General features: G+C 44.8%; 23 protein-coding genes. 4 read left to right on the plus strand and 19 right to left on the minus strand.

What is annotated here, in order from left to right:
- Nucleotides 1-412: 412 nt before the first annotated feature.
- Nucleotides 413-1,726, minus strand: a complete 1,314-nt coding sequence (gene paeA / locus J3U76_RS11625; RefSeq protein WP_208006146.1) for a polyamine export protein PaeA — start codon at nucleotides 1,724-1,726, stop codon at nucleotides 413-415.
- Between the two features lie 211 nt (nucleotides 1,727-1,937).
- Here paeA and J3U76_RS11630 point away from each other — a divergent pair, with 211 nt between their 5' ends.
- Complete coding sequence (locus tag J3U76_RS11630; RefSeq protein WP_243454231.1) at nucleotides 1,938-3,026, plus strand: substrate-binding domain-containing protein; 1,089 nt, start codon at nucleotides 1,938-1,940, stop codon at nucleotides 3,024-3,026.
- A 109-nt stretch (nucleotides 3,027-3,135) separates the two neighbouring features.
- Nucleotides 3,136-3,954 (plus strand): LuxQ periplasmic sensor domain-containing protein, encoded by an 819-nt coding sequence (locus tag J3U76_RS11635; RefSeq protein WP_208006147.1) that lies wholly within the window; start codon nucleotides 3,136-3,138, stop codon nucleotides 3,952-3,954.
- A gap of 40 nt (nucleotides 3,955-3,994) precedes the next feature.
- Here the strand turns inward: J3U76_RS11635 and glmS are convergent, their stop codons facing one another.
- The 17 genes from glmS to mioC all read right to left on the minus strand — a co-directional run bounded on the left by glmS (nucleotide 3,995) and on the right by mioC (nucleotide 20,611).
- Nucleotides 3,995-5,827 (minus strand): glutamine--fructose-6-phosphate transaminase (isomerizing), encoded by a 1,833-nt coding sequence (glmS, locus tag J3U76_RS11640; protein ID WP_208006148.1) that lies wholly within the window; start codon nucleotides 5,825-5,827, stop codon nucleotides 3,995-3,997.
- Between the two features lie 10 nt (nucleotides 5,828-5,837).
- Nucleotides 5,838-6,608, minus strand: a complete 771-nt coding sequence (locus tag J3U76_RS11645) for a DeoR family transcriptional regulator (RefSeq protein ID WP_208006220.1) — start codon at nucleotides 6,606-6,608, stop codon at nucleotides 5,838-5,840.
- Between the two features lie 209 nt (nucleotides 6,609-6,817).
- The gene (gene glmU / locus J3U76_RS11650; protein ID WP_208006149.1) at nucleotides 6,818-8,182 is read right to left on the minus strand and encodes a bifunctional UDP-N-acetylglucosamine diphosphorylase/glucosamine-1-phosphate N-acetyltransferase GlmU; all 1,365 of its coding nucleotides are present in this window, start codon (nucleotides 8,180-8,182) and stop codon (nucleotides 6,818-6,820) included.
- Between the two features lie 169 nt (nucleotides 8,183-8,351).
- On the minus strand, nucleotides 8,352-8,768 hold the full coding sequence (locus J3U76_RS11655) for a F0F1 ATP synthase subunit epsilon (RefSeq protein WP_208006150.1): 417 nt from the start codon (nucleotides 8,766-8,768) through the stop codon (nucleotides 8,352-8,354).
- A gap of 18 nt (nucleotides 8,769-8,786) precedes the next feature.
- Entirely contained in the window at nucleotides 8,787-10,175 is a 1,389-nt protein-coding gene (gene atpD, locus J3U76_RS11660) for a F0F1 ATP synthase subunit beta (RefSeq protein ID WP_208006151.1), read from the minus strand.
- A 33-nt stretch (nucleotides 10,176-10,208) separates the two neighbouring features.
- Complete coding sequence (gene atpG, locus J3U76_RS11665) at nucleotides 10,209-11,069, minus strand: F0F1 ATP synthase subunit gamma (protein ID WP_208006152.1); 861 nt, start codon at nucleotides 11,067-11,069, stop codon at nucleotides 10,209-10,211.
- A gap of 42 nt (nucleotides 11,070-11,111) precedes the next feature.
- Entirely contained in the window at nucleotides 11,112-12,653 is a 1,542-nt protein-coding gene (atpA, locus tag J3U76_RS11670) for a F0F1 ATP synthase subunit alpha (protein WP_208006153.1), read from the minus strand.
- Between the two features lie 14 nt (nucleotides 12,654-12,667).
- Nucleotides 12,668-13,198: a F0F1 ATP synthase subunit delta gene (gene atpH, locus J3U76_RS11675; RefSeq protein ID WP_208006154.1), complete on the minus strand. Its 531-nt coding sequence runs from the start codon at nucleotides 13,196-13,198 to the stop codon at nucleotides 12,668-12,670.
- Between the two features lie 13 nt (nucleotides 13,199-13,211).
- The gene (gene atpF / locus J3U76_RS11680) at nucleotides 13,212-13,682 is read right to left on the minus strand and encodes a F0F1 ATP synthase subunit B (protein ID WP_208006155.1); all 471 of its coding nucleotides are present in this window, start codon (nucleotides 13,680-13,682) and stop codon (nucleotides 13,212-13,214) included.
- Between the two features lie 49 nt (nucleotides 13,683-13,731).
- On the minus strand, nucleotides 13,732-13,971 hold the full coding sequence (gene atpE / locus J3U76_RS11685; protein WP_208006156.1) for a F0F1 ATP synthase subunit C: 240 nt from the start codon (nucleotides 13,969-13,971) through the stop codon (nucleotides 13,732-13,734).
- A gap of 63 nt (nucleotides 13,972-14,034) precedes the next feature.
- Nucleotides 14,035-14,814, minus strand: a complete 780-nt coding sequence (gene atpB / locus J3U76_RS11690; RefSeq protein ID WP_208006157.1) for a F0F1 ATP synthase subunit A — start codon at nucleotides 14,812-14,814, stop codon at nucleotides 14,035-14,037.
- A gap of 8 nt (nucleotides 14,815-14,822) precedes the next feature.
- Nucleotides 14,823-15,206, minus strand: a complete 384-nt coding sequence (locus J3U76_RS11695; protein ID WP_208006221.1) for an ATP synthase subunit I — start codon at nucleotides 15,204-15,206, stop codon at nucleotides 14,823-14,825.
- Nucleotides 15,207-15,416: 210 nt separating this feature from the next.
- The gene (locus tag J3U76_RS11700) at nucleotides 15,417-16,322 is read right to left on the minus strand and encodes a ParB/RepB/Spo0J family partition protein (RefSeq protein WP_208006158.1); all 906 of its coding nucleotides are present in this window, start codon (nucleotides 16,320-16,322) and stop codon (nucleotides 15,417-15,419) included.
- Nucleotides 16,319-17,122: an AAA family ATPase gene (locus tag J3U76_RS11705; protein ID WP_208006159.1), complete on the minus strand. Its 804-nt coding sequence runs from the start codon at nucleotides 17,120-17,122 to the stop codon at nucleotides 16,319-16,321. Before J3U76_RS11705 ends, J3U76_RS11700 begins: the two co-directional genes overlap by 4 nt.
- 9 nt (nucleotides 17,123-17,131) lie before the next feature.
- Nucleotides 17,132-17,773, minus strand: a complete 642-nt coding sequence (gene rsmG / locus J3U76_RS11710; RefSeq protein WP_208006160.1) for a 16S rRNA (guanine(527)-N(7))-methyltransferase RsmG — start codon at nucleotides 17,771-17,773, stop codon at nucleotides 17,132-17,134.
- 13 nt (nucleotides 17,774-17,786) lie between these two features.
- Entirely contained in the window at nucleotides 17,787-19,676 is a 1,890-nt protein-coding gene (mnmG, locus tag J3U76_RS11715) for a tRNA uridine-5-carboxymethylaminomethyl(34) synthesis enzyme MnmG (protein WP_208006161.1), read from the minus strand.
- A gap of 488 nt (nucleotides 19,677-20,164) precedes the next feature.
- Entirely contained in the window at nucleotides 20,165-20,611 is a 447-nt protein-coding gene (gene mioC, locus J3U76_RS11720; protein ID WP_208006162.1) for an FMN-binding protein MioC, read from the minus strand.
- A gap of 271 nt (nucleotides 20,612-20,882) precedes the next feature.
- Here mioC and gdhA point away from each other — a divergent pair, with 271 nt between their 5' ends.
- On the plus strand, nucleotides 20,883-22,238 hold the full coding sequence (gdhA, locus tag J3U76_RS11725) for an NADP-specific glutamate dehydrogenase (protein WP_208006163.1): 1,356 nt from the start codon (nucleotides 20,883-20,885) through the stop codon (nucleotides 22,236-22,238).
- Nucleotides 22,239-22,360: 122 nt separating this feature from the next.
- Here gdhA and J3U76_RS11730 read toward each other — a convergent pair whose 3' ends face one another.
- Nucleotides 22,361-22,720 (minus strand): RidA family protein, encoded by a 360-nt coding sequence (locus tag J3U76_RS11730; RefSeq protein ID WP_208006164.1) that lies wholly within the window; start codon nucleotides 22,718-22,720, stop codon nucleotides 22,361-22,363.
- A gap of 196 nt (nucleotides 22,721-22,916) precedes the next feature.
- Here J3U76_RS11730 and J3U76_RS11735 point away from each other — a divergent pair, with 196 nt between their 5' ends.
- On the plus strand, nucleotides 22,917-24,722 hold the full coding sequence (locus tag J3U76_RS11735; RefSeq protein ID WP_208006165.1) for an MOSC N-terminal beta barrel domain-containing protein: 1,806 nt from the start codon (nucleotides 22,917-22,919) through the stop codon (nucleotides 24,720-24,722).
- Nucleotides 24,723-24,904: the final 182 nt, after the last annotated feature.

The following is a 24,904-nucleotide window of genomic DNA, read 5'->3' on the forward strand; positions in this document are numbered from 1 at the left end:
GGCCTGCCGCCAGCGTTCAATCTGAGCCATGATCAAACTCTTCAATTAAAAGTTCTAGCTCAATGAATTACTGATGTACTGCTATTTCTAGTTGCACTTCACAAGACATTGAAAAACAATATTTTTTTGTTCTCAACGCTCTGCGAGTGCCCACACAGTTTGCTTGATAAATTGTTAAAGAGCGTTTGACCTTGTTCAGGTCAGGGATGCGTATTCTACGCATTCCGTATTGTTCGTCAAGCGTTTGTTTCAAACTTTATTTCGTTGTCTGCAAACCCTTGTGACCGTGAGCGTGTTGCCCCGTGTCAGTGGATGCGCATTATAGGGAAGCAGAGATTTGACGCAAGTGTTTTTTACTAAAAAAATGCGATTTACTCATTAAGTGTACAAAGCTACATCAAGATGCTTATTTTTAACTCATATTATCTTCTACAGCAGGCTCAACACCCATTCTGGTTACTAATAGCTGGTCTATTTTATAGTTATCTATATCTACCACTTCAAATTTATAACCTGCGTGCAATACAAAGTCTGTGCGTTTTGGGATCTTACGCAGCATGTACATCATAAAGCCGGCAATGGTTTCGTAGTTCTCATCACTTGGGAAGCAACCAATGTCCAGTACCCGCATCACATCTTCTAAGGGCGTCGAGCCTTCGACCAACCAAGAGTTAGTATCGCGCGATACTATATGCTCTTCTTGAGATTGCACTAGCTCCCCCATCACAATGCTCATAACATCTTTAAGCGTAATAATGCCAACTACAAGCGCGTATTCATTCATGATGATGGCAAAGTCTTCACCTGCACTCTTAAAATGCTCTAAGACTTCATACATAGATAAAGTATCTGGAATGATCAAGGGCGTACGTATGACGCCTTCCTTTTGTAGGGTGATAGGTTGCTGGTGCAATACCTGCATTAATATGTCTCTTGAGTCTACATAACCCACAACTTTATCTAAGCTGTCTTCACACACTAAGAACTTAGCATGGGGGTGTTGCGCTATCTTATCTTTAATGCTGTCTTGACTTTCTTCTAAGCTAAAATAGATAAGACATTCTCGCCCTGTCATGGCCGAGGTCACGGTGCGTGACTCCATATCAAAGACATTTTCAATCAAGTGGTGCTCTTTCTCTTGCAGTACCCCCGCTTGAGCCCCTGCATCCATCATGGCAATAATGTCTTCTGGCGTAATTTCATCTTCTCGCAGGGTGGGAACTTTAAACAAACGAAAAAAGACATTAGCCAGGCCATTAAAAAACCACACTAGTGGCTTTAGCACTAGGATAAAAAAGACCATAGGCCTTACTACCGACACCGCTATTCGCTCTGGTGCTATCATGGCTAAGCGCTTAGGCATAAGATCTGCAAATAAAATAAATAACGAAGTGACCACAAAAAAGGACATGAAAAAAGCCGCTTTTTCTACCCAAACTCCCTCAAAAACCGCATATAGCAACTCAGTAATAAAAGGCGTAAATGCCGCCTCCCCTAATATCCCACCCAGTATAGCGACTGCGTTCAAACCTATTTGTACTACAGTAAAGAAGTTACCCGGCTGCTCTTGTAGTAGCAGCACCTTTTCAGCATTGGGATCACCGTCATTGGCTAGCAGCCTTAACTTTATCTTTCGCGCCGCAGCCAGCGCGATTTCTGATACTGAAAAAAACGAACTAATCGCCACTAGCAACAACAGTACTAACAGGCTTTCAAAAACAGTCATTATGCCGCTCACCAAGAAAGAGTAGAATGAAATATGTACACAGCAGACCAGTATATCACTATATTTGCGATGTAATTGTGATAGCGCCACCTTTATTGTACGAGTTTAGTTATGGTAAAGCACTATAAGTAGAAAGGTGTTATTGTAATCTTATAACGTAACTATTACTTCATTATCTAGCGGCTATACCTATATGCTAACAAGAGGATTATTGCTCACTTTTCTGCTGATGTACTCTGCAGTATCAACTTTGGCGTGGGCTACACAACCTAACTATTGGTCTTTTCAGGAGTACCTAAAGGCTTACCCCCAACAACAATCATTACTTGAATCTTTTTCAAAGCGAGTTAGAGAGCCAGCTAAGCCTTGGGGGTTAACTACAAAAAAAAAGATTCAGGTGGGTATGATAGTACCTGATCTTCAGGTTTCGGACTATTGGTTACGCAATAAGCAAAGCCTTATTCTGAGGTTACAAGAAATTGGCTTACCCTTTCAGCTAATCAGTTACTCATCGCTCCCTTCCACTAGTTATCGAGAACAAGAGCGACAATTAGCAGAAGCATTAAATAGTGATTTAGACTATCTTATTTTAACGCTCAACTCCTTAAGACATAGAGTGTTAATCGATAAGGTTATTACTCGTAACAGTCCAAAGTTAATCTTAATGAATGTCACGACTCCATTAAAAAATACGGGTAACCAACAACCTTTCTTTTATGTAGGGTTTGATCACAGAGAAGGGACACGCTTGTTAACGGATGCGATTAACCATATGCTAGATAAAAAATCCAATTATCTCATGTTATATGGTACTCATGGGTATATCAGTGAATCAAGAGGTGATGAATTTATTAAGTTAACGGCTGATCAGCCTGGCTTTGTTATGCGCCAAGCTTTTTATACTGATGTAAATAGAGATAAATCAAAGCTTGCTGTAAAATATACATTAGAAAAAAACCCAAATATTGACCTTATTTATGCTTGCACTACCGATATTGCGTTAGGAGCTATGGATGCATTAAAAGAATTAAAAAGAGATCAGCATATTACTCTTAATGGATGGGGAGGTGGTAGTGCTGAACTTGAAGCTATTGTTAACGGACAGTTAGATTTAACCGTCATGCGCATGAATGATGACAATGGTGTCGCTATAGCAGAGGCTATCCGCTTAGATCAGGAGAATAAAGCTGAATTAATTCCTCAAGTTTACAGCGGAGACTTTGTTATTGTTGATAAACATATCTCTACCGAAAAACTGGAGCGCTTGAAAGATTATGCTTTCCGTTACTCCAAACCTTAGTATAAAAGAAAAGTACTTATTAAAGCGCTTTCTTAATATACTACTGCCATTACTGTTACTTATGATAACGATTCTGCTGGTGATCATGTATCAGCAAGCTTCAACTATAATGAGTAATAGTATTCAACATCAGTTACAGGAGATCAATGATCGCTCACAAAGTCGCCTCGACAGTTACTTAAGCGGACTTGATAGCCTGCTATCCAGTACTACTGAAAACTCTGAGCTAGCAAGTATATTACTACAAGATGACAGAGTGGCAGCAAAAGAACAACTGCAGAATACGTTAAATCATAATTATGGTGAGTATTTGGACCTTCTTATTTTAACAAAGCAAAATAAGTATTGGACTAATATGAACTCTCCTCTTTACTTACTAGAGCACAGTTTAAAGCCCCTTATCACTAACACACCTTATTACAATAAATGGTCAAGTGTAGAGCTTAACCCTTCTCCTTCACCATTAATTGCGTTGATACAGCGCTATCCAATACTATCGAGTGAAACAGGACAAGTAACGGGCAGCTTATTTGGTGGTTTAATACTGAATGATAACTTGTCTTTATTAGGTTTATTAAGTGCGGGAATAAAAAACACTAACTTTCAACTAACACTAAAAGAAAGTCCCATTGGCCCCACCTTAACTAACACCAAAATCAGTGACGCTGTAATGAAACATGCCCTTTCTTCCAATAAAAAAATTGGGGTGGTGCACGGCCATTACTTTAGTAAGCAAGCGCTGATAATTAATGGGGAGCCTAGTGAGCTATCTTTACTACTAATGACAGATAAGAGTGCATCTAAATTGCAACAACAAAACACTATCTACTATATATTATTAGCCACTGTTTTATTGCTTACCTTAATTTCTGGTGTACTTATGTATCAGATAAAAGGTCAGAGTAGTATCAATAAAAATGCAAAATAACTATTCTAACCTTATCTTAACCTTTTGCTGTGCTTTGCTTTTATTCAACAGTCACTGATTTGGCTAGGTTTCTCGGCTGATCAACATCGGTACCTTTAATTAAGGCAACATAATAAGAGAGTAACTGTAATGGTATCGTATAGACAATAGGAGCAATGGCGTCGCTAACATGGCCTACTTGCATCACACGCATACTGGCATCTCCTTTAAAAGCTGCTTGCTCATCAGCAAACACATAAAGCTGCCCACCTCGGGCTCGAACCTCTTCTACGTTAGACTTGAGCTTTTCTAATAAGTCATTATTGGGGGCCACCACAATAATCGGCATATCGGCGTCAATTAGCGCTAATGGCCCATGTTTAAGCTCACCTGCGGCATAAGCTTCGGCATGAATATACGAAATTTCTTTAAGCTTTAGCGCCCCTTCCATAGCTATTGGATATTGCTCACCGCGTCCAAGAAATAAACTGTGATACTTATCGGCAAAGTCTTCTGCCAATACTTCAATATCATCTGCCAAGGCGAGCGTATCAACAATATGTCCTGGTAAAGCACGCAGGTCTTTAATCAACTCGCTTTCAGTGGCTGCTGTCATCGTATTACGGCAGCGGCCCAGCGCAATCACCAACATCAATAACCCGGCCAACTGAGTGGTAAAGGCTTTAGTTGATGCCACACCAATTTCGGCGCCAGCGCGAGTCATAAAGGCCAAATCAGACTCACGCACCAAAGATGAACTTGGTACATTGCAAATGGCTAGGCTACTCATAAAGCCCAGCTCTTTAGCCAGTCGCAATGCGGCAAGAGTATCGGCTGTTTCGCCACTTTGCGATAAGGTAATAAGCAAACTATTGGGCCGTACTACCGACTTGCGATAACGAAACTCTGAGGCAATTTCAATATCACACGCTATTCCAGCCAAGGCTTCAAACCAATAACGCGCTACCATGCCGGCATGATACGAGGTGCCACAGGCGATCAACTGAATATGTTCAACATGTTCGAAAATATTTCGAGCGTCATTACCAAATGACTCTACAACAACAGCATTATCTGTGACTCTGCCCTCTAATGTATCGGTGATAGCTTTAGGCTGCTCATATATTTCTTTTAACATATGGTGGCGATACTCGCCTTTATCGCCCGCATCATGGGTAACATTAGACTCTAATTCTTCACGCTGCACAGCATGCCCATGGGTATCAAAAATATTAATTTCGCGTCGGGTTACTTCTGCCACATCGCCCTCTTCTAAAAATAAGAAGCGGCGAGTTACCGGTAATAGCGCTAACTGATCCGAGGCAATAAAATTCTCCCCAAGACCTAACCCTATCACCAAAGGGGAGCCTGAGCGTGCGACTACCAAGCGGGAAGGATCACGCACGTCCATTAATACAGTACCGTACGCCCCCTGTAGTTCTTTTACCGTGGTTTGTAATGCTGATAACAGTGAGTTGCATTGCTGCCTGTGATAATGCACTAAGTGAGCAATCACTTCGGTATCGGTATCTGAGCTAAAGGTGTAGCCTTTATCTTGCAGGTTAGCGCGTAGTTGTTCATGGTTTTCAATAATGCCGTTATGCACCACTACTATGTCACCTGACACATGGGGATGAGCATTACGCTGAGAAGGCTCACCGTGGGTCGCCCAACGGGTATGGGCTATACCGGTCCCGCCATTTAATGGCTGAGCATCAAGAGCTTGCGCCAAAGCCTGAACCTTACCTACACGGCGTAAACGGCCTAGCTGACCCGGTGCCTCAGCAATCGCTACCCCTGCTGAGTCGTAACCTCGATACTCAAGACGACGTAACCCTTCCACTAGAATTTCTGCTACATCACGCTGGGCTACCGCCCCTACAATTCCGCACATATATAATTCCTTAAACTTTAGCCGTTATTACCAAGTTAATATTCTTATTCTTTAACGCTTGCTCTTGTTGTGCGCTAATACCGCTATCGGTCACTAAGGTATCAATCGATTCCCATGGCAACTCAAGGTTAGGAATTTTACGACCAATTTTTTCTGACTCCACCATCACTACCACTTCGCGAGCAACCTCAGCCATCACGCGTGACAGCCCAGTCAGTTCATTAAAAGTAGTGGTGCCACGCTCTAGATCTAAGCTGTCGGCACCAATAAATAATTGATCGAAGTCGTAAGAGCGTAATACTTGCTCGGCGACTTGACCTTGAAAAGAGTCAGAAGAGGCATCCCAAGTACCGCCTGTCATCAGTAGCGTCGGCTCAGGCTCTAGTTCACGTAAGGCATTGGCTACTGCCAATGAGTTCGTCATCACAACCAAGCCATGCTTGTTACCCAGCTCGCCCAACAAGGCAGCTGTGGTGCTGCCACTGTCGATAATAATGCGGTTATGATCACGAATACGCGCAGCGGCAGCTTTCGCTAATGCTTGTTTTTGTAAAGAGGCGGGCTCACTAACCCGCTCGGCCACCATTTCACTGGGCACTGGCACGGCTCCACCATAACGCCGTAATAATAGGCCGCTTTTTTCTAGGGCAGTTAAATCTTTGCGAATGGTGACATCAGAGGTAGCAAAGTGCTGAGCCAACTTATCTACCGTGACTTCACCTTGCTCATGCAGCAGTGTGATGATGGTATGACGGCGCTGTTGAGTATTAAGCTTGCCGATATGTAGGTGAGGTTTCGACATTTAAGATTTAAGTTACGAATCGAAACCAAATAGTAGCAAATCGAAAGGTTATAAATCAAGAAAAACCGTGGCAGATCCAAGATGAGGGTATAAAAATAAACAGCCTACAAAGGACGGCGTTATAAACTAAAAACGCGGCTGTGAAATTCACAGCCGCGTTTGTTTATGTTTCTCTTACCGCGTAAAGCTTACGGCTTGATCTTAGTCGGTCTTGGCCAGTCTTTAATATGGCGCTGAGGGACGCGAGTGATCACCAACTCAGCTGCGGCGACGTCTTTGCTGACGGTAGATCCCGCACCTAAAGTGGCGTTTTTACCAATGCGTACTGGGGCAACCAGCTGAGTATCGGATCCGACGAATACGCCGTCTTCGATAATGGTTTGAAACTTATTTACGCCATCGTAGTTACAGGTAATAGTACCGGCACCAATATTCACGCCAGCACCAATTTCGGCATCACCTAAATAACTTAAATGACCGGCCTTAGAGCCTTTGCCTAAACGAGCCTTTTTGATTTCAACAAAGTTACCCACATGGGCATCTTCACCTAATATTGCGCCCGGGCGTAATCGGGCAAAGGGACCAGCAGAGCTTGCTTGTCCCAACTCTGCTTGTTCAATAATAGAGTAAGGCTTGATGATGGCGTCATCGCCGATCACGCAGTCTTTAAGAATGGCACCGGCGCCAATGTGCACGCGGTTACCCAAGGTCACTTTACCCTCAATAATCACGTTTACATCTATGGTGACTTCTTCGCCGACGCTAAGCATGCCGCGCAAATCAAAACGTGCCGGATCTAACAAGGTCACGCCCTCACGCATTAAACGCTCAGCCTGCATTTTTTGATAAGCGCGTTCTAAACCCGCTAATTGTACGCGATCGTTAGCCCCTTCTACTTCGGCGCTAGAAGCTGGGTGTACGGTCGCAATATCACAACCGTCTTTATGAGCCATGGCAAAAATATCGGTAAGATAATATTCACCCTGGGCGTTATTATTATTTAACGCACTCAGCCAGCGCTTTAATAGCCCAGCCTCAGCCACTAACACGCCGGTGTTAACTTCGTTAATTAACAGTTGTTCGGCATCGGCATCTTTTTGCTCGACAATGCCAACTACTTTGCCATTTTCCCGCACTATACGGCCATAACCATTGGGGTTATCAAGCTTTACCGTTAATAACCCAACACCACCCGCAGGTTTGGCTGCGAGTAATGCTTTAAGGGTGTCGGGTTGTAATAAGGGCGTATCACCGTAAAGCACTAATACATCATCGGCATCATTAATCTCAGGCAGCGCCACTGCAACCGCATGACCCGTACCCAATTGTTCAGCTTGGTGTACCCAATTTAAGTCGGCGTCAGTAATGCGGGCTTTAAGCTGCTCAGCCCCATGGCCATACACCAGATGAATACCATCAACAGCACAGTCTTTTGCTGCAGCAATCACATGGCTAACCATAGGACGATGGGCGACCGGGTGCAGCACTTTAGGTAAAGCAGAGCGCATGCGGGTGCCTTTACCCGCTGCCAAGATAACAGCCTGTATTGTCATTATTTTTCCCGTTAATATTTTATGTGAGGCGTTAAGGGTGAAGAGTAAAAGGGAAGGCTTATCAGTAGTGTCTCCCTCTGCGCCCTTTACACTTCACACTTTAGCCTATACTAAATTATAAAAAAAAAGCGACCCTAGGGTCGCTTTTTTAGGCGCAAATGATAGCACCTTATCTTTTTAGCAACTGCAACACACGCAGCTGCGCCACAGCTCGGGCCAAATCAGCAGAGGCTTCTGCATAATCCACATCCTTAGAGGAATCATGCAACTTGGCTTCTGCCGCTTTTTTGGCTTCTTCCGCCTTGGCTTTATCCAGATCTTCGGCGCGAATAGCGGTGTCGGCTAGTACTTTGACACTGCTGCTCTGCACTTCTAGCATACCACCAGAAATATACAGAACTTCTTGTTGACCAGACTCAGTAACATATTGCACTAAGCCTGGACGAATCGATGTCAACAAGGGGGCATGTCCGTAACGGATCCCCAATTCACCCTCAGAGCCGGAAACAGTCACCGCTTGTACAATGCCAGAGAATAAACCTTCCTCAGCACTGACAATATCGAGATGAAAGCGAAAATTGCTCATCAGGTTCTCCTTCGCGGCTTACAGTTTCTTGGCTTTCTCGACAGCTTCGTCGATAGAACCAACCATGTAGAACGCCTGCTCTGGCAGCGAGTCGTAATCACCGTCTAAGATACCTTTAAAACCACTAATGGTGTCTTTCAGTGATACATACTTACCTGGTGCACCGGTAAATACTTCGGCCACAAAGAACGGCTGAGATAAGTAACGCTCGATTTTACGTGCGCGAGATACTGTTTGCTTATCATCTTCAGACAACTCATCCATACCTAAGATGGCGATGATGTCTTTTAGTTCTTTATAACGCTGCAGTACAGTTTGTACGCCACGTGCCACTGTGTAGTGCTCTTCACCTACCACTTGAGGGTCTAGCTGACGGCTGGTTGAATCCAGTGGATCAACCGCTGGATAGATACCCAAAGCAGCAATTTGACGGCTCAGTACTACGGTTGCATCTAAGTGAGCAAACGTGGTTGCTGGTGATGGATCCGTTAAGTCATCCGCAGGTACGTATACCGCTTGTACTGACGTAATAGAACCCGTCTTAGTTGAGGTAATACGCTCTTGCAGAACACCCATCTCTTCAGCCAGTGTTGGCTGATAACCTACTGCAGATGGCATACGGCCCAGCAGTGCAGATACTTCAGTACCCGCCAAGGTATAACGATAGATGTTATCTACGAAGAAGAGTACGTCACGACCTTCATCACGGAATTTTTCCGCCATGGTTAAGCCGGTTAGTGCTACACGTAAACGGTTTCCTGGTGGCTCGTTCATTTGGCCGTAAACTAACGATACTTTATCGATAACGTTAGAGTCAGTCATTTCGTGATAGAAGTCGTTACCTTCACGAGTACGCTCACCCACACCAGCGAATACAGAATAACCACTGTGTTCGATAGCGATGTTACGGATAAGCTCCATCATGTTTACGGTTTTACCAACACCGGCACCACCGAACAGACCAACCTTACCACCTTTAGCAAACGGACAAACAAGGTCAATAACCTTGATGCCGGTTTCTAACAACTCAGAGCTATTTGACTGCTCTTCGTAGCTAGGTGCTGCACGGTGGATTGACCAACGGTCTTCTTCACCGATAGGACCTTTTTCATCAATGGGGTTACCCAGCACGTCCATAATACGACCCAGTGTTTGAGTACCAACCGGTACTTTAATTGGATCATTGGTGCGCTCGATTTCTAAACCACGGCGCAAGCCGTCGGAAGAACCCATAACGATACAGCGAACTATGCCACCGCCAACTTGCTGCTGCACTTCCAGGACTAAGCCCTGGCCTTGGCCTTCAGTCGTAATCTTCAGTGCTTCGTATACGCGAGGAACCGCATCTTGCGGGAACTCTACGTCTACTACGGCACCGATGATTTGGACTATGATACCCTTACTCATGTCGAATCCTCTAAACCTTTGAATACCCTTGCCTTATACGGCACCGGCCCCTGCCACAATCTCACTTAGCTCTTGGGTAATCGCTGCCTGACGGGCTTTGTTATACACCAATTGCAATTCGTCTATCATGTCACCGGCATTGTCGGTGGCGGCCTTCATTGCCACCATACGTGCAGCCTGCTCACTGGCGAGGTTTTCTACCACACCTTGATACACCTGTGCTTCCACAAAGCGTACCAACAGCTTGTCTAATAAAGACTTAGGATCAGGCTCATAGAGGTAATCCCAGCTGTGGGTGGCAACGTGTTCTTCCGCTGCGGGTAAGGGTAACAGTTGATCGATCGTGGGTGCCTGTACCATGGTGTTTTCATACTTGTTGTACACCAAGTACAGTTTATCTATCTCACCCGTATTATATGCCTCAAGCATCACGGTAACTGAGCCTATCAACTCTGCTAGCGAGGGATTATCACCCAAGCCGCTTTTTTGAGCGATAACTTTGCCGCCATAGCGCTTAAAAAAGCTGACCGCTTTGCTACCAATTAGGCCTAAATCAATATCTACGCCTTGGTCTGACCATGCTTTCATGTCGGTGAGTGCTTGTTTGAACAGGTTAGTGTTCAAGCCACCACACAGGCCTCTATCGGTTGAGATAATAATAAACCCAACGCGCTTAACCTCACGGTCTTCCATGTAGGGGTGCTTGTATTCCAAGTTCCCTTGCGCGACGTTACCGATCACCTTGCGTATGGTTTCAGCGTATGGTCGGCTGTGGTCCATTCGTTCTTGCGCTCTGCGCATCTTCGAGGCGGCCACCATCTCCATAGCGCTGGTGATCTTTTGAGTGTTTTTAACACTCCCGATCTTGCTACGTATTTCTTTTGCGCCGGCCATGTCGCTTCTCCAATTCAGGTGGCAGCAAACGCTGCCACATGGTTACCAGGACTGAGTAGCTTTAAAGCTATCCAGCAACGCAGTCAGCTGAGCTACAACATCTTTGTTGTAGTCGGCTTTCTCGTTGATCTCTGCCATAGTGGCAGCATGTTCTGAACTGGCATAAGCGAGCAAGGCAGCTTCGAACGTAGTGATGCTTTGCAGCTCAACATCGTCCAAATAACCGTTTTCAGCAGCAAACAATACCAAGCCCTGTTCTGCAACAGACATAGGACGATATTGTGGTTGCTTCATTAACTCGGTTACTTTCTGACCGTGATCCAACTGCTTACGAGTAGCAGCATCTAGGTCTGAAGAGAACTGAGCAAAGGCGGCTAATTCACGGTACTGAGCCAAAGCAGTACGAATACCACCCGACACTTTCTTGATTAGCTTAGTTTGTGCAGCACCACCAACACGGGAAACAGAAATACCCGGATCAACTGCTGGACGAATGCCTGAGTTGAACAGTTCAGTGGTCAAGAAAATCTGACCATCAGTGATAGAAATCACGTTAGTTGGTACAAACGCAGATACGTCACCAGCTTGAGTTTCAATGATTGGCAGCGCGGTTAAAGAACCGGTTTTGCCTTTCACTTCACCGTTAGTGAACTTTTCTACATAGTCAGCCGATACGCGAGAGGCACGCTCTAGCAAACGGGAGTGCAAGTAGAAAACGTCACCTGGGTAAGCTTCACGACCTGGCGGACGACGTAACAGCAAAGAGATTTGACGGTAAGCAACGGCTTGCTTAGACAAGTCATCGTATACAATCAGTGCATCTTCGCCACGGTCACGGAAGAACTCACCCATAGCGCAACCTGAGTAAGGTGCTAAGTACTGCAGTGCAGCAGACTCTGAAGCCGAAGCTACAACTACAATGGTGTTTTCTAGAGCGCCATGCTCTTCAAGCTTACGTACAACGTTAGAAATGGTGGACGCTTTTTGGCCAATCGCCACGTACACACACTTAACGCCTGAATCTTTTTGGTTGATGATAGCGTCAACAGCCAGTGCAGTTTTACCTACCTGACGGTCACCGATAATCAACTCACGCTGACCACGACCAACAGGGATCATGGCATCAACGGCTTTATAACCAGTTTGCAGCGGCTCATCAACCGATTGACGGTCGATTACACCTGGTGCAATAACTTCTACTGGAGAGGTAGTATCGGCATCAATGCTACCTTTACCATCGATAGGCTCACCCAAGGTGTTAACCACACGACCCAATAGACTACGGCCTACTGGCACCTCCAGGATACGACCTGTTGAGCGTACTTTCATGCCCTCGGCCAGATCCGCATACGGACCCATAACCACGGCACCAACAGAGTCGCGCTCTAAGTTTAATGCCAAGGCGTAGCTTCCGCCTGGCAGTTCAATCATTTCACCTTGCATGATATCAGCAAGGCCGTGAACACGGATAATACCGTCACTTACAGAGACGATAGTACCTTCATTTCGTGCTTCACTGACAACGTTGAATTGCTCAATACGCTGTTTTATCAGCTCGGCAATTTCAGTTGAATTCAGTTGCATGCTCTATTCCCCAATCAAGATTGCAGCGTTTCAGCCAAGCGGGACAGCCTGCCCCGAACACTTCCGTCAATAACTAAATCACCGGCAGTAATAATAATGCCAGCCATTAGCTTTTTATTGACACTGCAATTCAGCTTCACTTTGCGATCTAGACGCTTTTGTAGTGAGGCTTGAATCTTGGCCATTTGTTGCTTAGTCAGTTTAGTTGCAGACACCACATCGGCTTCTACTACTCGATCCAATTCAGCCTTCATAACGGCAAATTCTTGAACCACTGCTGGCAACGCACTCAAGCGTCCGTTTACGGCCATCGCCTTTATCAGGTTCTGGCCTTGCTCATTGAGCTGTTCGCCACAGATAGCCAAAAACATATCGGCCATCTTTTCCGCGTTCAGATTGCTGTTGATCAGATCATCTATTTGCGGGTTTTGCGTTACTTCTGCAGCAAAGCCCAACATAGTTAACCATTCATCAACCGCTTTTTTCTCAACGGCAAAATCGAAAGCTGCTTTGGCATAGGGGCGAGCAATGGTAATCATATCCATAGCTCTATATCCCTTACAGTTCAGCTACTACTTTCTCTACAATGTCGCTGTTAGCAGCGGCATCAATCTGACGCTCAAGGATCTTCTCTGCACCCACTAGGGCAAGAGTAGCAACCTGCTTACGCAGTTCCTCTTTGACACGATTGCGTTCGGCTTCAACTTCAGCCTGGGCCTGTGCCAGAATTTTTTCACGTTCAGCTTGCGCTTCGCGTGTAGCATCCTCGACGATCTGGGCCTTACGCTTATTAGCCAACTCAACAATTTGAGCAGACTCAAGCTTGGCTTCTTTCAGCTGTTCGGTTGCATGATTTTGCGCCAGTGCTAAATCTTTCTTAGCACGTTCCGCTGACGATAAACCATCGGCGATTTCTTTCTGGCGAGCATCAATGGCACCCATAATTGGGGGCCATACAAACTTCATACAAAACCAAACGAAGACAATAAAGGCGACCGTTTGACCGAGGATTGTTGCGTTCATATTCATCGCAACTCTCCTTTAAAATAGTTGACAGACTGATTGATAAACCGTGGCATTAAACGGCGAAAATCAGATACAGAGCCATACCAACAGTAATCATAGGAATAGCATCAACCAGACCAACTACGATAAAGAAGTTAGTACGCAGAGCTGGCAACATGTCAGGCTGGCGAGCAGCACTTTCCATAAACTTACCACCCAGCATAGAAATACCGATAGAGGCGGCAATTGCGGCAAAACCTAACATCACAGCGGCAGCGATGTAGACGATTTCCATGTTCAGTTGCATTTCCATTTTATTCTCCAATTATTTAGCGGTTTAAACGACTGCTTGTTAAAGTATTGTTATCTTTTGTTATTAATGTTCTTCAGCTGCCATTGATAAGTAAACAACGGACAAAATCATGAAGATAAAAGCCTGCAAGGTGATTATCAAAATATGGAAAATCGCCCAAGGCACATTAAGGGCCCATTGAGACCACCACGGCAACAGGCCTGCAATCAAGATGAAGATCATCTCACCTGCATACATGTTACCAAACAGTCGTAAACCTAGAGAAATAGGCTTTGCGACCAGTGATACAGTCTCAAGCACCAAGTTAACAGGGATCATGGACCAATGGTTCAGTGGTTGTAGTGTTAGCTCTTTAACAAAGCCAGACACGCCTTTCTCTTTGATACTGAAGTAAATAATCAAAAAGAACACACCAAACGCCATTGACATGGTGATGTTAACATCGGCGGAAGGAACAACCCTCAGGTAAGGAACACCTAGCAATTGTGCGCCATAAGGTATTAAGTCGACCGGTAATAGGTCCATCAAGTTCATTAAGAACACCCACACAAAGATAGTTAACGCCAAAGGGGCAATTAACTTGCTTTTTGCATGAAAAACGTCTTTAACTGAATGGTCTATAAAGCCGAATAACAACTCAACGGCACATTGCAACTTGCCGGGTACACCACTGGTTGCACGAGTGGCAACTTTATGGAATAACCACAAGAACAGCATTCCCAGGACAACGGAAACAAGCAAAGAATCGATATTTAACGTCCAGAATCCCGAACCAACCTGTAAATGTGTCAGGTGGTGTGAGATATAATCCTGGGAAGTTAAGACATCTCCTGTTGCAGCCATGTGTTTTCCTAGTAACGGTTGTTGAGAGTGAACGAAAAAATCCACTGCATCAGCAATGCGAGGGCGTAAGTAGTAAATAGAGGCACAACTTGCACTTCCATAAACTTGAGCACTATCACAAACAATAAGATAGTACTGCCAAACTTAATCCCAGCTCCGCTGTAAAAGTCCGCCAAAATACTATCGGGTGTAGCCTGTTCAGCATTAAATGCCAGAACTCGCATACTAAATAGACATTGGGGAACCCAGTAGATTCCACCCCCAATGAGGGCGGAACGAGCAGCAGCTTCGCCTTGCATATAAAAAAACAAAGCGCTAACCACTACTACCAAGAGTAATTGTCTCGACAAAATCACCAGCGCCATTCGCTTGTCGCTAAGGTGTGGCTTCATTTGTTCCACAAAAACTCCTGATACAGTTAGGGGCCTATTGGCTACACATCACTCGCTGGCCATGTGTTGTCAGTTAAGCCCCAAAAAATCAGGTCAAATTATACCCGTGCCAGATGTAAATGCAATTATAGTAACCTGTTATTTTCTTAGGTTAACAACGGTTTTTCCGAGTATTTACTACGGGTAAACCTCATTAAGAATCTAGCTCAACTATTCACCTTCTTGGTCACTAATCCCAAAAAAATGACTTATTTTATCTAACTCATTCAATGAGTTATATGATATCACCAGCTTGCCTTTATCTTTTTGAGTCGACTTTATTTCTACTTTTGCACCTAACTTGGTGCCTATCTCTTGCTCAAGTTGACTCATTAACAAAGATCTTGGCTCTTCTAAGGGCACACTTTTTGGTGAAAGAGTCTGCTTCACTAATTTTTCGGTAGCGCGCACCGTCAACCCTTTTTGGGCCACAATACGGGCTAACTCTGTTTGTTGCTCACCGGTAATGGCCAATAAGGCACGGGCGTGTCCCATCTCTAATGAACCATGTTCTACTAATTGTTTTACATCGTCATTGAGCTGGGTCAAACGTAAGAGGTTAGACACGCTGCTGCGGCTCTTACCTACAGCTTCAGCAACCGACAAATGCGTAAAACCAAACTCGTCAATGAGTCGTGAAAGAGCCCGCGCCTCTTCCATGACATTTAAGTCTTCTCGCTGAATGTTTTCAATTAGACCAATGGCCATCGCTTCTTGATCAGCAACATCTTTAATTAGGCAGGGCACTTGGCTTAATCCTGCAATGCGTGCTGCTCGCCAGCGGCGCTCACCGGCTAATATCTCATAACCACCCTCAGACAATGGGCGTACCACAATGGGCTGAATAACCCCTTGCTGTTGAATTGAAGTGGCTAATTCCTCAAGCGCTACCTGAGACATATCACGGCGTGGCTGATATTTACCAGGCTGTAGTTCATTGAGCGCCAAAGATTTTAAATCACCACTGGCGTCTGGTTGTGAGTGAGTATCGGCCTGTTGTTGACGCAGATTAGCGGCCGAACTGGTACTCAGTAAAGCATCAAGTCCTTTACCTAAGCCCCGTCGTTTCATATTCATGCTGATGTTTCCGATGATAGATGAGAGTCTGTTGCCAATTCCTCTCGGCGTAAGATTTCCCCAGCCAGTGCGAGATAGGCTTTGGCACCTAAAGAGGACTTATCATAATACATAGCTGGCTTACCAAAGCTGGGAGCCTCGGCTAAGCGCACATTACGCGGTATCACAGTGCGATAGACCTTATCACCAAAATAAGATTTAAGCTGATCGGACACCTCATTAGATAACCGATTACGATGATCGTACATCGTTCTTAATATACCTTCGATTTTTAAGTCGGCATTCACCACGGCGGCCAATTTACTTATGGTATCCACCAAAGCGGTAAGGCCTTCAAGTGCAAAGTACTCACACTGCATCGGCACTAATACAGAGTCCGCCGCCGACATGGCATTAACGGTTAACAAATTAAGAGAAGGAGGGCAGTCTATAAAAATGTAGTCGTATTCATCCCGTACCGAAGCTAGGGCACTGCGTAAGCGGGTTTCTCGCGCAAAGACTTCCATTAACTTAATTTCAGCAGCGGTGACATCGCCATTGCCGGCAATCAGGTGATAGCCGCCACTAGTTTCACGCTCCACCACTTGCTCGATAGGAACTTCATCGACTAATAATTCATAAGCGGTATTAGGCACTTGGTACTTATCAATGCCACTGGCCATAGTGGCATTTCCTTGAGGATCCAGGTCGATTACCAAAACATTGCGCTTAGTTGCAGCCATGGAGGCTGCCAAATTAATACAGGTTGTGGTTTTCCCCACGCCCCCTTTCTGATTGGCAATGGCAATGACTTTTCCCACCGAACACCTCTATTTCGCTAATTTAATAACCACCAAGTGGCGGTCTCCGTCTTGCTCTGGCACCACTAAAGAATGCACCTTATCTAATACCAGATGTGCAGGTAATGTTTGTAATTCTTGCTCTGGATATTGGCCTTTTAATGCCAAAAACCGGCCTGTAGACGCTGGCAGATCCGCGCACCAGCTTACCATGTCATCGAGCGAAGCAAAGGCTCGACTTAGTACACCATCAAATTTTTGCTCTGGCTGATAAGCTTCAACCCGACTTTCAACCGCTATCACATTCGTCAACCCTAGCTGATGGATCACCATACGAATAAAGCGAATACGCTTACCTAAACTGTCTAATAACACAAATTGTTTATCGGGATTCGCAATCGCTAACGGCAGGCCAGGCAAGCCTGGGCCTGTGCCCACATCAATAAAATGACGGCCACTCAAATAAGGGCCAACCACTAAACTATCAACAATATGGCGGCCCACCATGGCGTCTGGGTCTCGTACCGAGGTTAAATTAAAGGCTTTATTCCATTTATCAAGCAAGGTTACCAAAGTAACGAGCTGATCGCGCTGTAGGTCAGATACTGATAACTCTGTCTGCGACAGTAAACGGTCTAACGTACTTTTCAATTGTGCTTTCATGTTTTCCATCTACGCCAATATCTTAAGCAGACTTACGCAGCAAGCCGCGTTTTTTAAGGTGAACTAACAAAATAGAAATAGCGGCTGGTGTTACTCCAGGGATCCGAGAAGCCATACCTAGCGTTTCAGGCTTAGCTTGATTTAGCTTAGCAATCACTTCATTGGACAAGCCCGGCACTTCGTTATAATCCAAATCAAGCGGTAAACGAGTATGTTCGTTACGTAAATGTTTTTGAATTTCCCCTTTTTGGCGCTCGATATAACCAGCATATTTTACTTGGATCTCAACCTGCTCGGCTGCTTTCTCATGTTGAATACCAGGCCCTATACCTTCAACCGTCATTAAGGTTTTATAATCTAATTCAGGGCGGCGTAGCAACTCCTCAAAGGTATGTTCTTTGATAAGTGGCTTATTTAATAACTTATTGAGCTCTGGTGCGACCACATGAGTAGGGCTGACCCAGTTATCACGTAAGCGTTGTGTTTCTGTGGTGATTTGTTCCATTTTATCACAGAACAGTGCCCAACGATGATCATCTACCACGCCAAGCTTGCGGCCTTCTTCCGTTAAGCGAAGATCGGCGTTATCTTCACGCAATAATAAACGGTACTCAGCACGGCTGGTAAACATTCGATAAGGCTCTTTAGTTCCTAAGGTGGATAAGTCATCCATCATCACCCCTAGGTAGGCTTGATCACGGCGCGCTGACCATTCTTCTTTGCCAAACGCACGGCGAGTAGCATTAATACCCGCTAATAAGCCCTGAGCCGCAGCTTCTTCGTAGCCTGTGGTACCGTTAATTTGTCCAGCAAAAAACAAGTTATGTAAACACTTGTTTTCCATATTAATTTTTAAATCTCTAGGATCAAAGTAATCGTACTCGATCGCATAGCCTGGGCGCATAATATGTGCTTGTTCAAAGCCTTTTATTGAACGCACGATCTTGAGCTGTACATCGAAGGGGAGGCTGGTAGAGATTCCATTGGGATATAGCTCAGTACTGGTCAGTCCTTCAGGTTCAACAAAGATCTGATGTGACGCTTTATCAGCAAAGCGCATGATCTTATCTTCGATCGATGGGCAATAACGTGGGCCGACCCCCTCAATCACACCGCCGTACATAGGGCTACGATCCAAGTTTTGGCGGATCACATCATGGGTTTTTTCATTGGTATGAGTGATATAACAGGGAATTTGCTGCGGTTGATCAGCTCGACTACCAATAAACGAAAATACCGGTGTGGGATTATCGCCTGGTTGCTGCTGCATCACTGAAAAATCAACACTATTGGCATCAATGCGCGGTGGGGTGCCGGTTTTTAAACGATCTATGCGTAATGGCAATTCGCGTAAGCGTTGTGCTAATGCCGTTGAAGGGGGATCGCCAGCTCGGCCGCCTTTGTAATTATCCATACCAATGTGGATCAAGCCATTCAAAAAAGTGCCTACGGTTAACACCACGGTTTTAGCACGAAATTTAAGGCCGGTTTGAGTTACCACACCAACAACGGTATCACCCTCTAAGATCAAGTCATCACAGGCTTGTTGAAAGATCTTTAAGTTAGGTTGATTTTCTAAGCGAGTTCTTACTGCTTGTCGATACAACTGGCGATCCGCTTGCGCTCGGGTCGCTCTAACGGCAGGTCCTTTAGACGCATTTAAGGTTCTAAATTGGATCCCTGCGTTATCAGCTGCCATGGCCATGATCCCACCTAGCGCATCGATCTCTTTAACTAAGTGCCCTTTACCAATGCCGCCAATGGCTGGATTACATGACATTTGTCCCAAGGTATCAATGTTATGGGTTAATAATAGGGTGTTTGCTCCCATGCGTGCAGCAGCGGCAGCGGCTTCTGTGCCGGCGTGTCCACCACCAACAACGATGACATCAAACGATTCTTCATAGTGCATAACTAATACTCTTGAAACAAGCTGTGAAAGGATCTCAAAGAAGGATCATTTTAGCTGTTTTCTCGTCTGGATGGAAATGCGATCGAGAGGATCTTTATTGCCCTTAATAGATCTTAGATCTTTAAAGAGATCTTTTATTATGACTACTATTAAGGATCCAAGTTTCTGTTAGTAACTCGCTTTTGATCATAAAGATCATAAACTTAAGTGCGATCATTTATTGTGTACAACCTTTAGGTAGATCCCATTAGACTAGTGGGTAACTCCATTAGTTATCAACAAGCACTGGGTGAAAAATATTTGATTAATAGGATAACTATAGGTTTAACACCGATTTTTACCATTGTTATGCACATAGTGGTTTTCTGTTGGTGATTTATAAGAAGGAATTTTAAAGCATGATCTGTTGATAACTTAGTGGAAGAAATTTTTTAGAGCAGTGGATCCAGGTGATATTAGATCCATTAAGTACAAAGAATAAACGGGATCTAGTGCGTTGTTAGCCAGTGATCAAGCCATTTTTCAGCGATCACTTCTGGAGGATCGGCTTGGCTAACATCAATGGTGAGCAGATCCCCGACTCGTGTTGCTCCTAACTGATTGAGTTGTTGATCCAATGTATGTATGGCTTGGCAAAAGGTATCGTAAGCAGAATCTCCTAACCCCACTGCTAAATAGCTCAGCCCTACCAAATTAGGTTGCTGCTCTATAAGTTGCGTGAGTAAAGGCTGGATATTGTCTGGTAGATCACCTGCGCCATGAGTTGCACACACCAGTATTAGGTAATGTTCTGGCTTGATCAAGATGTGATCAACTTGGGGAGAAGTGTGAATAACTGTTTGATGATGTCTATTTTGTAAGATCTCGGCGATGTCTTCGGCGAGATCTTCTGCCGACCCTAATGTTGAACCTACGACAAGGCTAAAATGACTCATGTTATTCCTCGATAAAAAAAATGGTCATTTTAGCACCATTTTTAGCATTAGTCGGTGTAAGATAAAGACGAAAATCAGAAAGGCTCTAAGCGTAGCAAGACTACTTTAGTCTTTATATACATGGATTATTGGGTTTTCAGCGGTTTTAATGCATAAATATTCTATTTTTTTTGTATAAAATATTGACCAGATAACGGATCCATATTTCAATAGCAGTGGGGCTCAATTCGTTTCCCAACGAAAAATGCACAAAAATAACAAGGAAGATATCGTGACGTATATTCATAACACTATCACCAAACTCAAGAAGACCAGCCCAGCGCAAGCTGAGTTTTACCAGGCTGTAGAGGAGGTGCTTGAATCGTTACAGCCCATCCTTGAGACAAACGAACAATATCAGCTTAACTCCATTATCGAACGTATTGTTGAGCCAGAGCGCCAACTTATGTTCCGCGTCCCTTGGGTTGACGATCAAGGTAAGGTCCAAGTCAATAAGGGTTATCGCATCGAATTTAACTCCGCTCTTGGTCCTTACAAAGGTGGCCTCCGTTTCCACCCCAGCGTTAACGCCAGCATCATCAAATTCCTTGGTTTCGAACAAATCTTTAAAAACGCATTAACTGGTTTGCCTATTGGCGGCGGTAAAGGCGGTGCTAACTTTGACCCTAAAGGTAAATCTGATGGTGAAATCATGCGTTTTTGCCAGTCCTTTATTAACGAACTCTATCGCCATATAGGCCCTACTACTGATGTGCCTGCGGGTGATATTGGTGTTGGCGCACGCGAAATTGGTTATATGTTTGGCCAATACAAGCGTTTAACTGGCCAGTTTGATGGAGTACTGACTGGTAAGAGTTTGTTATGGGGGGGCTCTTTAGCGCGTAAAGAAGCAACCGGTTATGGTTGTGTGTACTTTGCTCAGTATATGCTAGAAGACAAAGGCGATACTCTTACAGGTAAGCGTTGCTTGGTATCGGGCGCAGGTAACGTGGCTATCTATACCATAGAGAAGTTGTATCAACTTGGCGCTATACCTGTGAGCTGCTCAGACTCAAGTGGCACTATTTATCACGAGTCAGGTATTAATCTTGATACATTGAAAGAGCTAAAAGAAGTACGTCAAGTACGCTTAAATGAGTATTTAGACGCTCATCCTGACGCTAAGTTTATTGCTAAAGCGGATTATCCAGCCGATAGTAATGCAGTATGGCACTTAACGGGCGCTCAGTTAGCCTTCCCATGTGCGACACAAAATGAACTCAATGAAGCTGATGCCAAAGCATTGGTCGCTAATGGCTGTATTGGCGTATCTGAGGGGGCAAATATGCCTTCTACTCAAGAAGCGATAGAAGTTTTCTTGGCTGCTAATATTCACTATGGTCCTGGTAAAGCCGCGAATGCGGGTGGGGTTGCCACAAGTCAGTTAGAAATGGCGCAAAATGCCAGCATGCAACGCTGGAGCTTTGAGGAAGTAGACGAGAAGCTAAAAGTGATCATGAAGAACATTTATCTGAATGCCAGTGAAACGGCTGCAGAATTTGGCGAACCTAACAATCTAGTATTGGGTGCTAACATTGCGGGATTCCGTAAAGTAGCCGATGCCATGATAGAGCAGGGCGTGGTTTAAAAGCCGGAAGCCATAAGCTAGAAGACAAATAAAAAGACCAGAAGCCCCGAGCCTTACAGCTTGGGGCTTTTTATTTTCAGTTCTAGCCGATTTAAATATGATTCTTTTCTAGCTTCTAGCTTCTAGCTTCTAGCTTTCTCGGCTGCGATGACGGCTATTTCTACTAATACTTCTTCTCGTGCCATGGCGCCTTCTACACAAGTGCGGGCAGGGGCGTGGCCTTCGGGTACCCAAGCGTCCCATACGGCATTCATTGCGGCAAAGTCTTTCATGGTTTTTACAAAAATCATCGCCGACAGCATATGCTCACGGCTTGAGCCAGCTTCTAACAAAAGTTCGTCTACTTTCTCGAGCATACTGGCAGTTTGCTCAGTTATACCTTTGCTCGCATCTTTTGGCACTTGGCCACATAAATAGATAATGCCATTATGTTTCACTATACGGCTCATGCGTTGAGCTACTTGTTCGCGTTCAATTGTCATTATGATTCCTATTAGGTTGAGAAAGAGGTGAAGCTTTTCGAGTTGCGCTTTACGCCGTATGCTATCTGTAAAGAAAGACGGTGTTAGTCTTTAACGTATGGCCTACAGCGTAAGGCTTATAGCTTCTCTTAGTAGGTAGACCTTACCTTGTGCGTTGAACTTGTAAATATTTAATTATCAAAAGGAAGAAAATAATATGGCGGTGGTCACACAGTTAAATATCTACCCACTTAAATCGGCCGCTGCTTTATCTGCCAATGAAGCTTTTGTTACCCAAGAGGGAATAGTAGGTGATCGTCGCTTTATGCTGGCTAAGCCAAACGGTCACTTTATTAGTGCCCGTACTCATCCGCGCTTGCAACGCATTCAGGTACAGACTGTCGCCGGCGGGTTAAATTTACAATATGGTGATCACTGCTTAGCTGTACGTCATAACGCCTTTTTACAACAAGCCGTTAGCGCCCAAGTTTGGGATGATCATTTTACAGCACTTAGTACACACCCAGAGTATGATGCTTGGTTTAGCCAGATATTAGGTGAGCCATTACAATTACTTTGGTTAGGAGAGCACTCTCAGCGTTACCGTGAGCCGATTAATACCGCTGTTAGTTTTGCTGATGGTTATCCCTTGTTACTGATATCTGAAGCCTCTTTGCATGATCTGAATGCAAGAGCCGATGCTAAGCTGCTGATGTCTCAGTTTCGCACTAATATAGTGGTTGCCGATACGCGAGCGTTTGCCGAAGACGGTTGGCGGCGAGTTCGCATTGGTGAGGTTGAATTCTTAGTCGCCAAACCCTGTAGCCGTTGTGTGATGACAACCATAGAAGCTGGCACCGAACATTTTAATGCGCTTAAAGAGCCATTAGCGACCTTAGTAAATTATAGGCGTGGTAGTGATGGAGAAGTCTATTTTGGGCAAAACTTAATTCCGCTAAATAAAGGGCGTATCAAGCAAGGCGATAAGCTTAAAGTATTAGAATATACCAGTGCACCCATTTATCCCGATACTGCGCCTAAACGTCGTTTATTAACCTGTGTTGCCCGCGAGTCCCTCACCCCGGATATAGAAACCTATTGGCTAGCGGCAGCCGATGACAAGCCACTTGCAACTTATCAGGCAGGGCAGCATTTACCCATAGCGGTAGATATAAAAGGCATTCGTTATATTCGTTATTACACTCTAAGCTCGAGCCCGACTCGAGCTAACCGTTATGCCATTAGTGTGAAGCACCAAGCTAATGGCATAGTATCTTCTTGGTTGGCTGAGCATTTTCAGCTAGGTTGCACCTTATTGGCTCATGCTCCAGCGGGTGACTTTATGCTGCAATCAGCCAAGCGGTACTTATTGCTATCGGCAGGTTCTGGTATCACTCCTATGCTTTCCATGGTGCGCGCATTAGCCGATCAGTCTTTGTTAGATGATGTGCTGTTTATTCATGTTTGTCGCACAGAGGCAGATATGCCTGCAATAGAAGAGCTACAGCAATTAACGAAGCTGCATGCTGGCCTACAAGTGCAGTTTATTATTACGCAAGACGAAAAAGGCGAGGGCGGTCGACTGACCTTAGGGCAGTTAGCCGCTATTAATCGGCTGCAAGAACGACAAACTTATCTCTGTGGTCCAGCTGGCTTTATGGAACAAACCCGCAGTTGGTTGCTGGCACTCGGTCTGCCAGTAAATCGTTTGCGGCAAGAATATTTTGCTCATCGACAAAGTGAGAGTGTTTCACGTGAAACACAAGCCGTTGCTATTCAAGTGGGAGAGCAGCGCTTCACTGGTAATAACCAACAAGATCTCCTGACCCAAGCTGAGCAACATGGCATCACCTTACCTTGGTCTTGCCGAGCTGGTATTTGTGGTAGTTGTAAGCAACAGCGAGTGAGTGGTAACGTCGACCAGCCAGCAGCACCTGCATTATCAGCAGCCGAGCGTGAAGCTGGCTTAGTATTAACCTGCTGCTGCGTACCATTAACAGATGTGGTTCTTAAAATACGGTGAAGGGTGAGAGGTAAAGAGTGAAGGGAACGAGATTAGATCTAAGATCTTTTGCAACGAAACCCGCGAAACCGTAGTGATCAAGTCTGACAAGCCTTTGAACTTACCAAAATCAAGTTCTTAGTCACTTTTCGACTTTATCTCATGTTAACTTTTTCGTGGGTTTAGTGGATTTCGTTGCCAAT

This window comes from Oceanisphaera pacifica, assembly GCF_017498065.1.
GTDB classification, from domain to species: Bacteria; Pseudomonadota; Gammaproteobacteria; order Enterobacterales; family Aeromonadaceae; genus Oceanimonas; species Oceanimonas pacifica.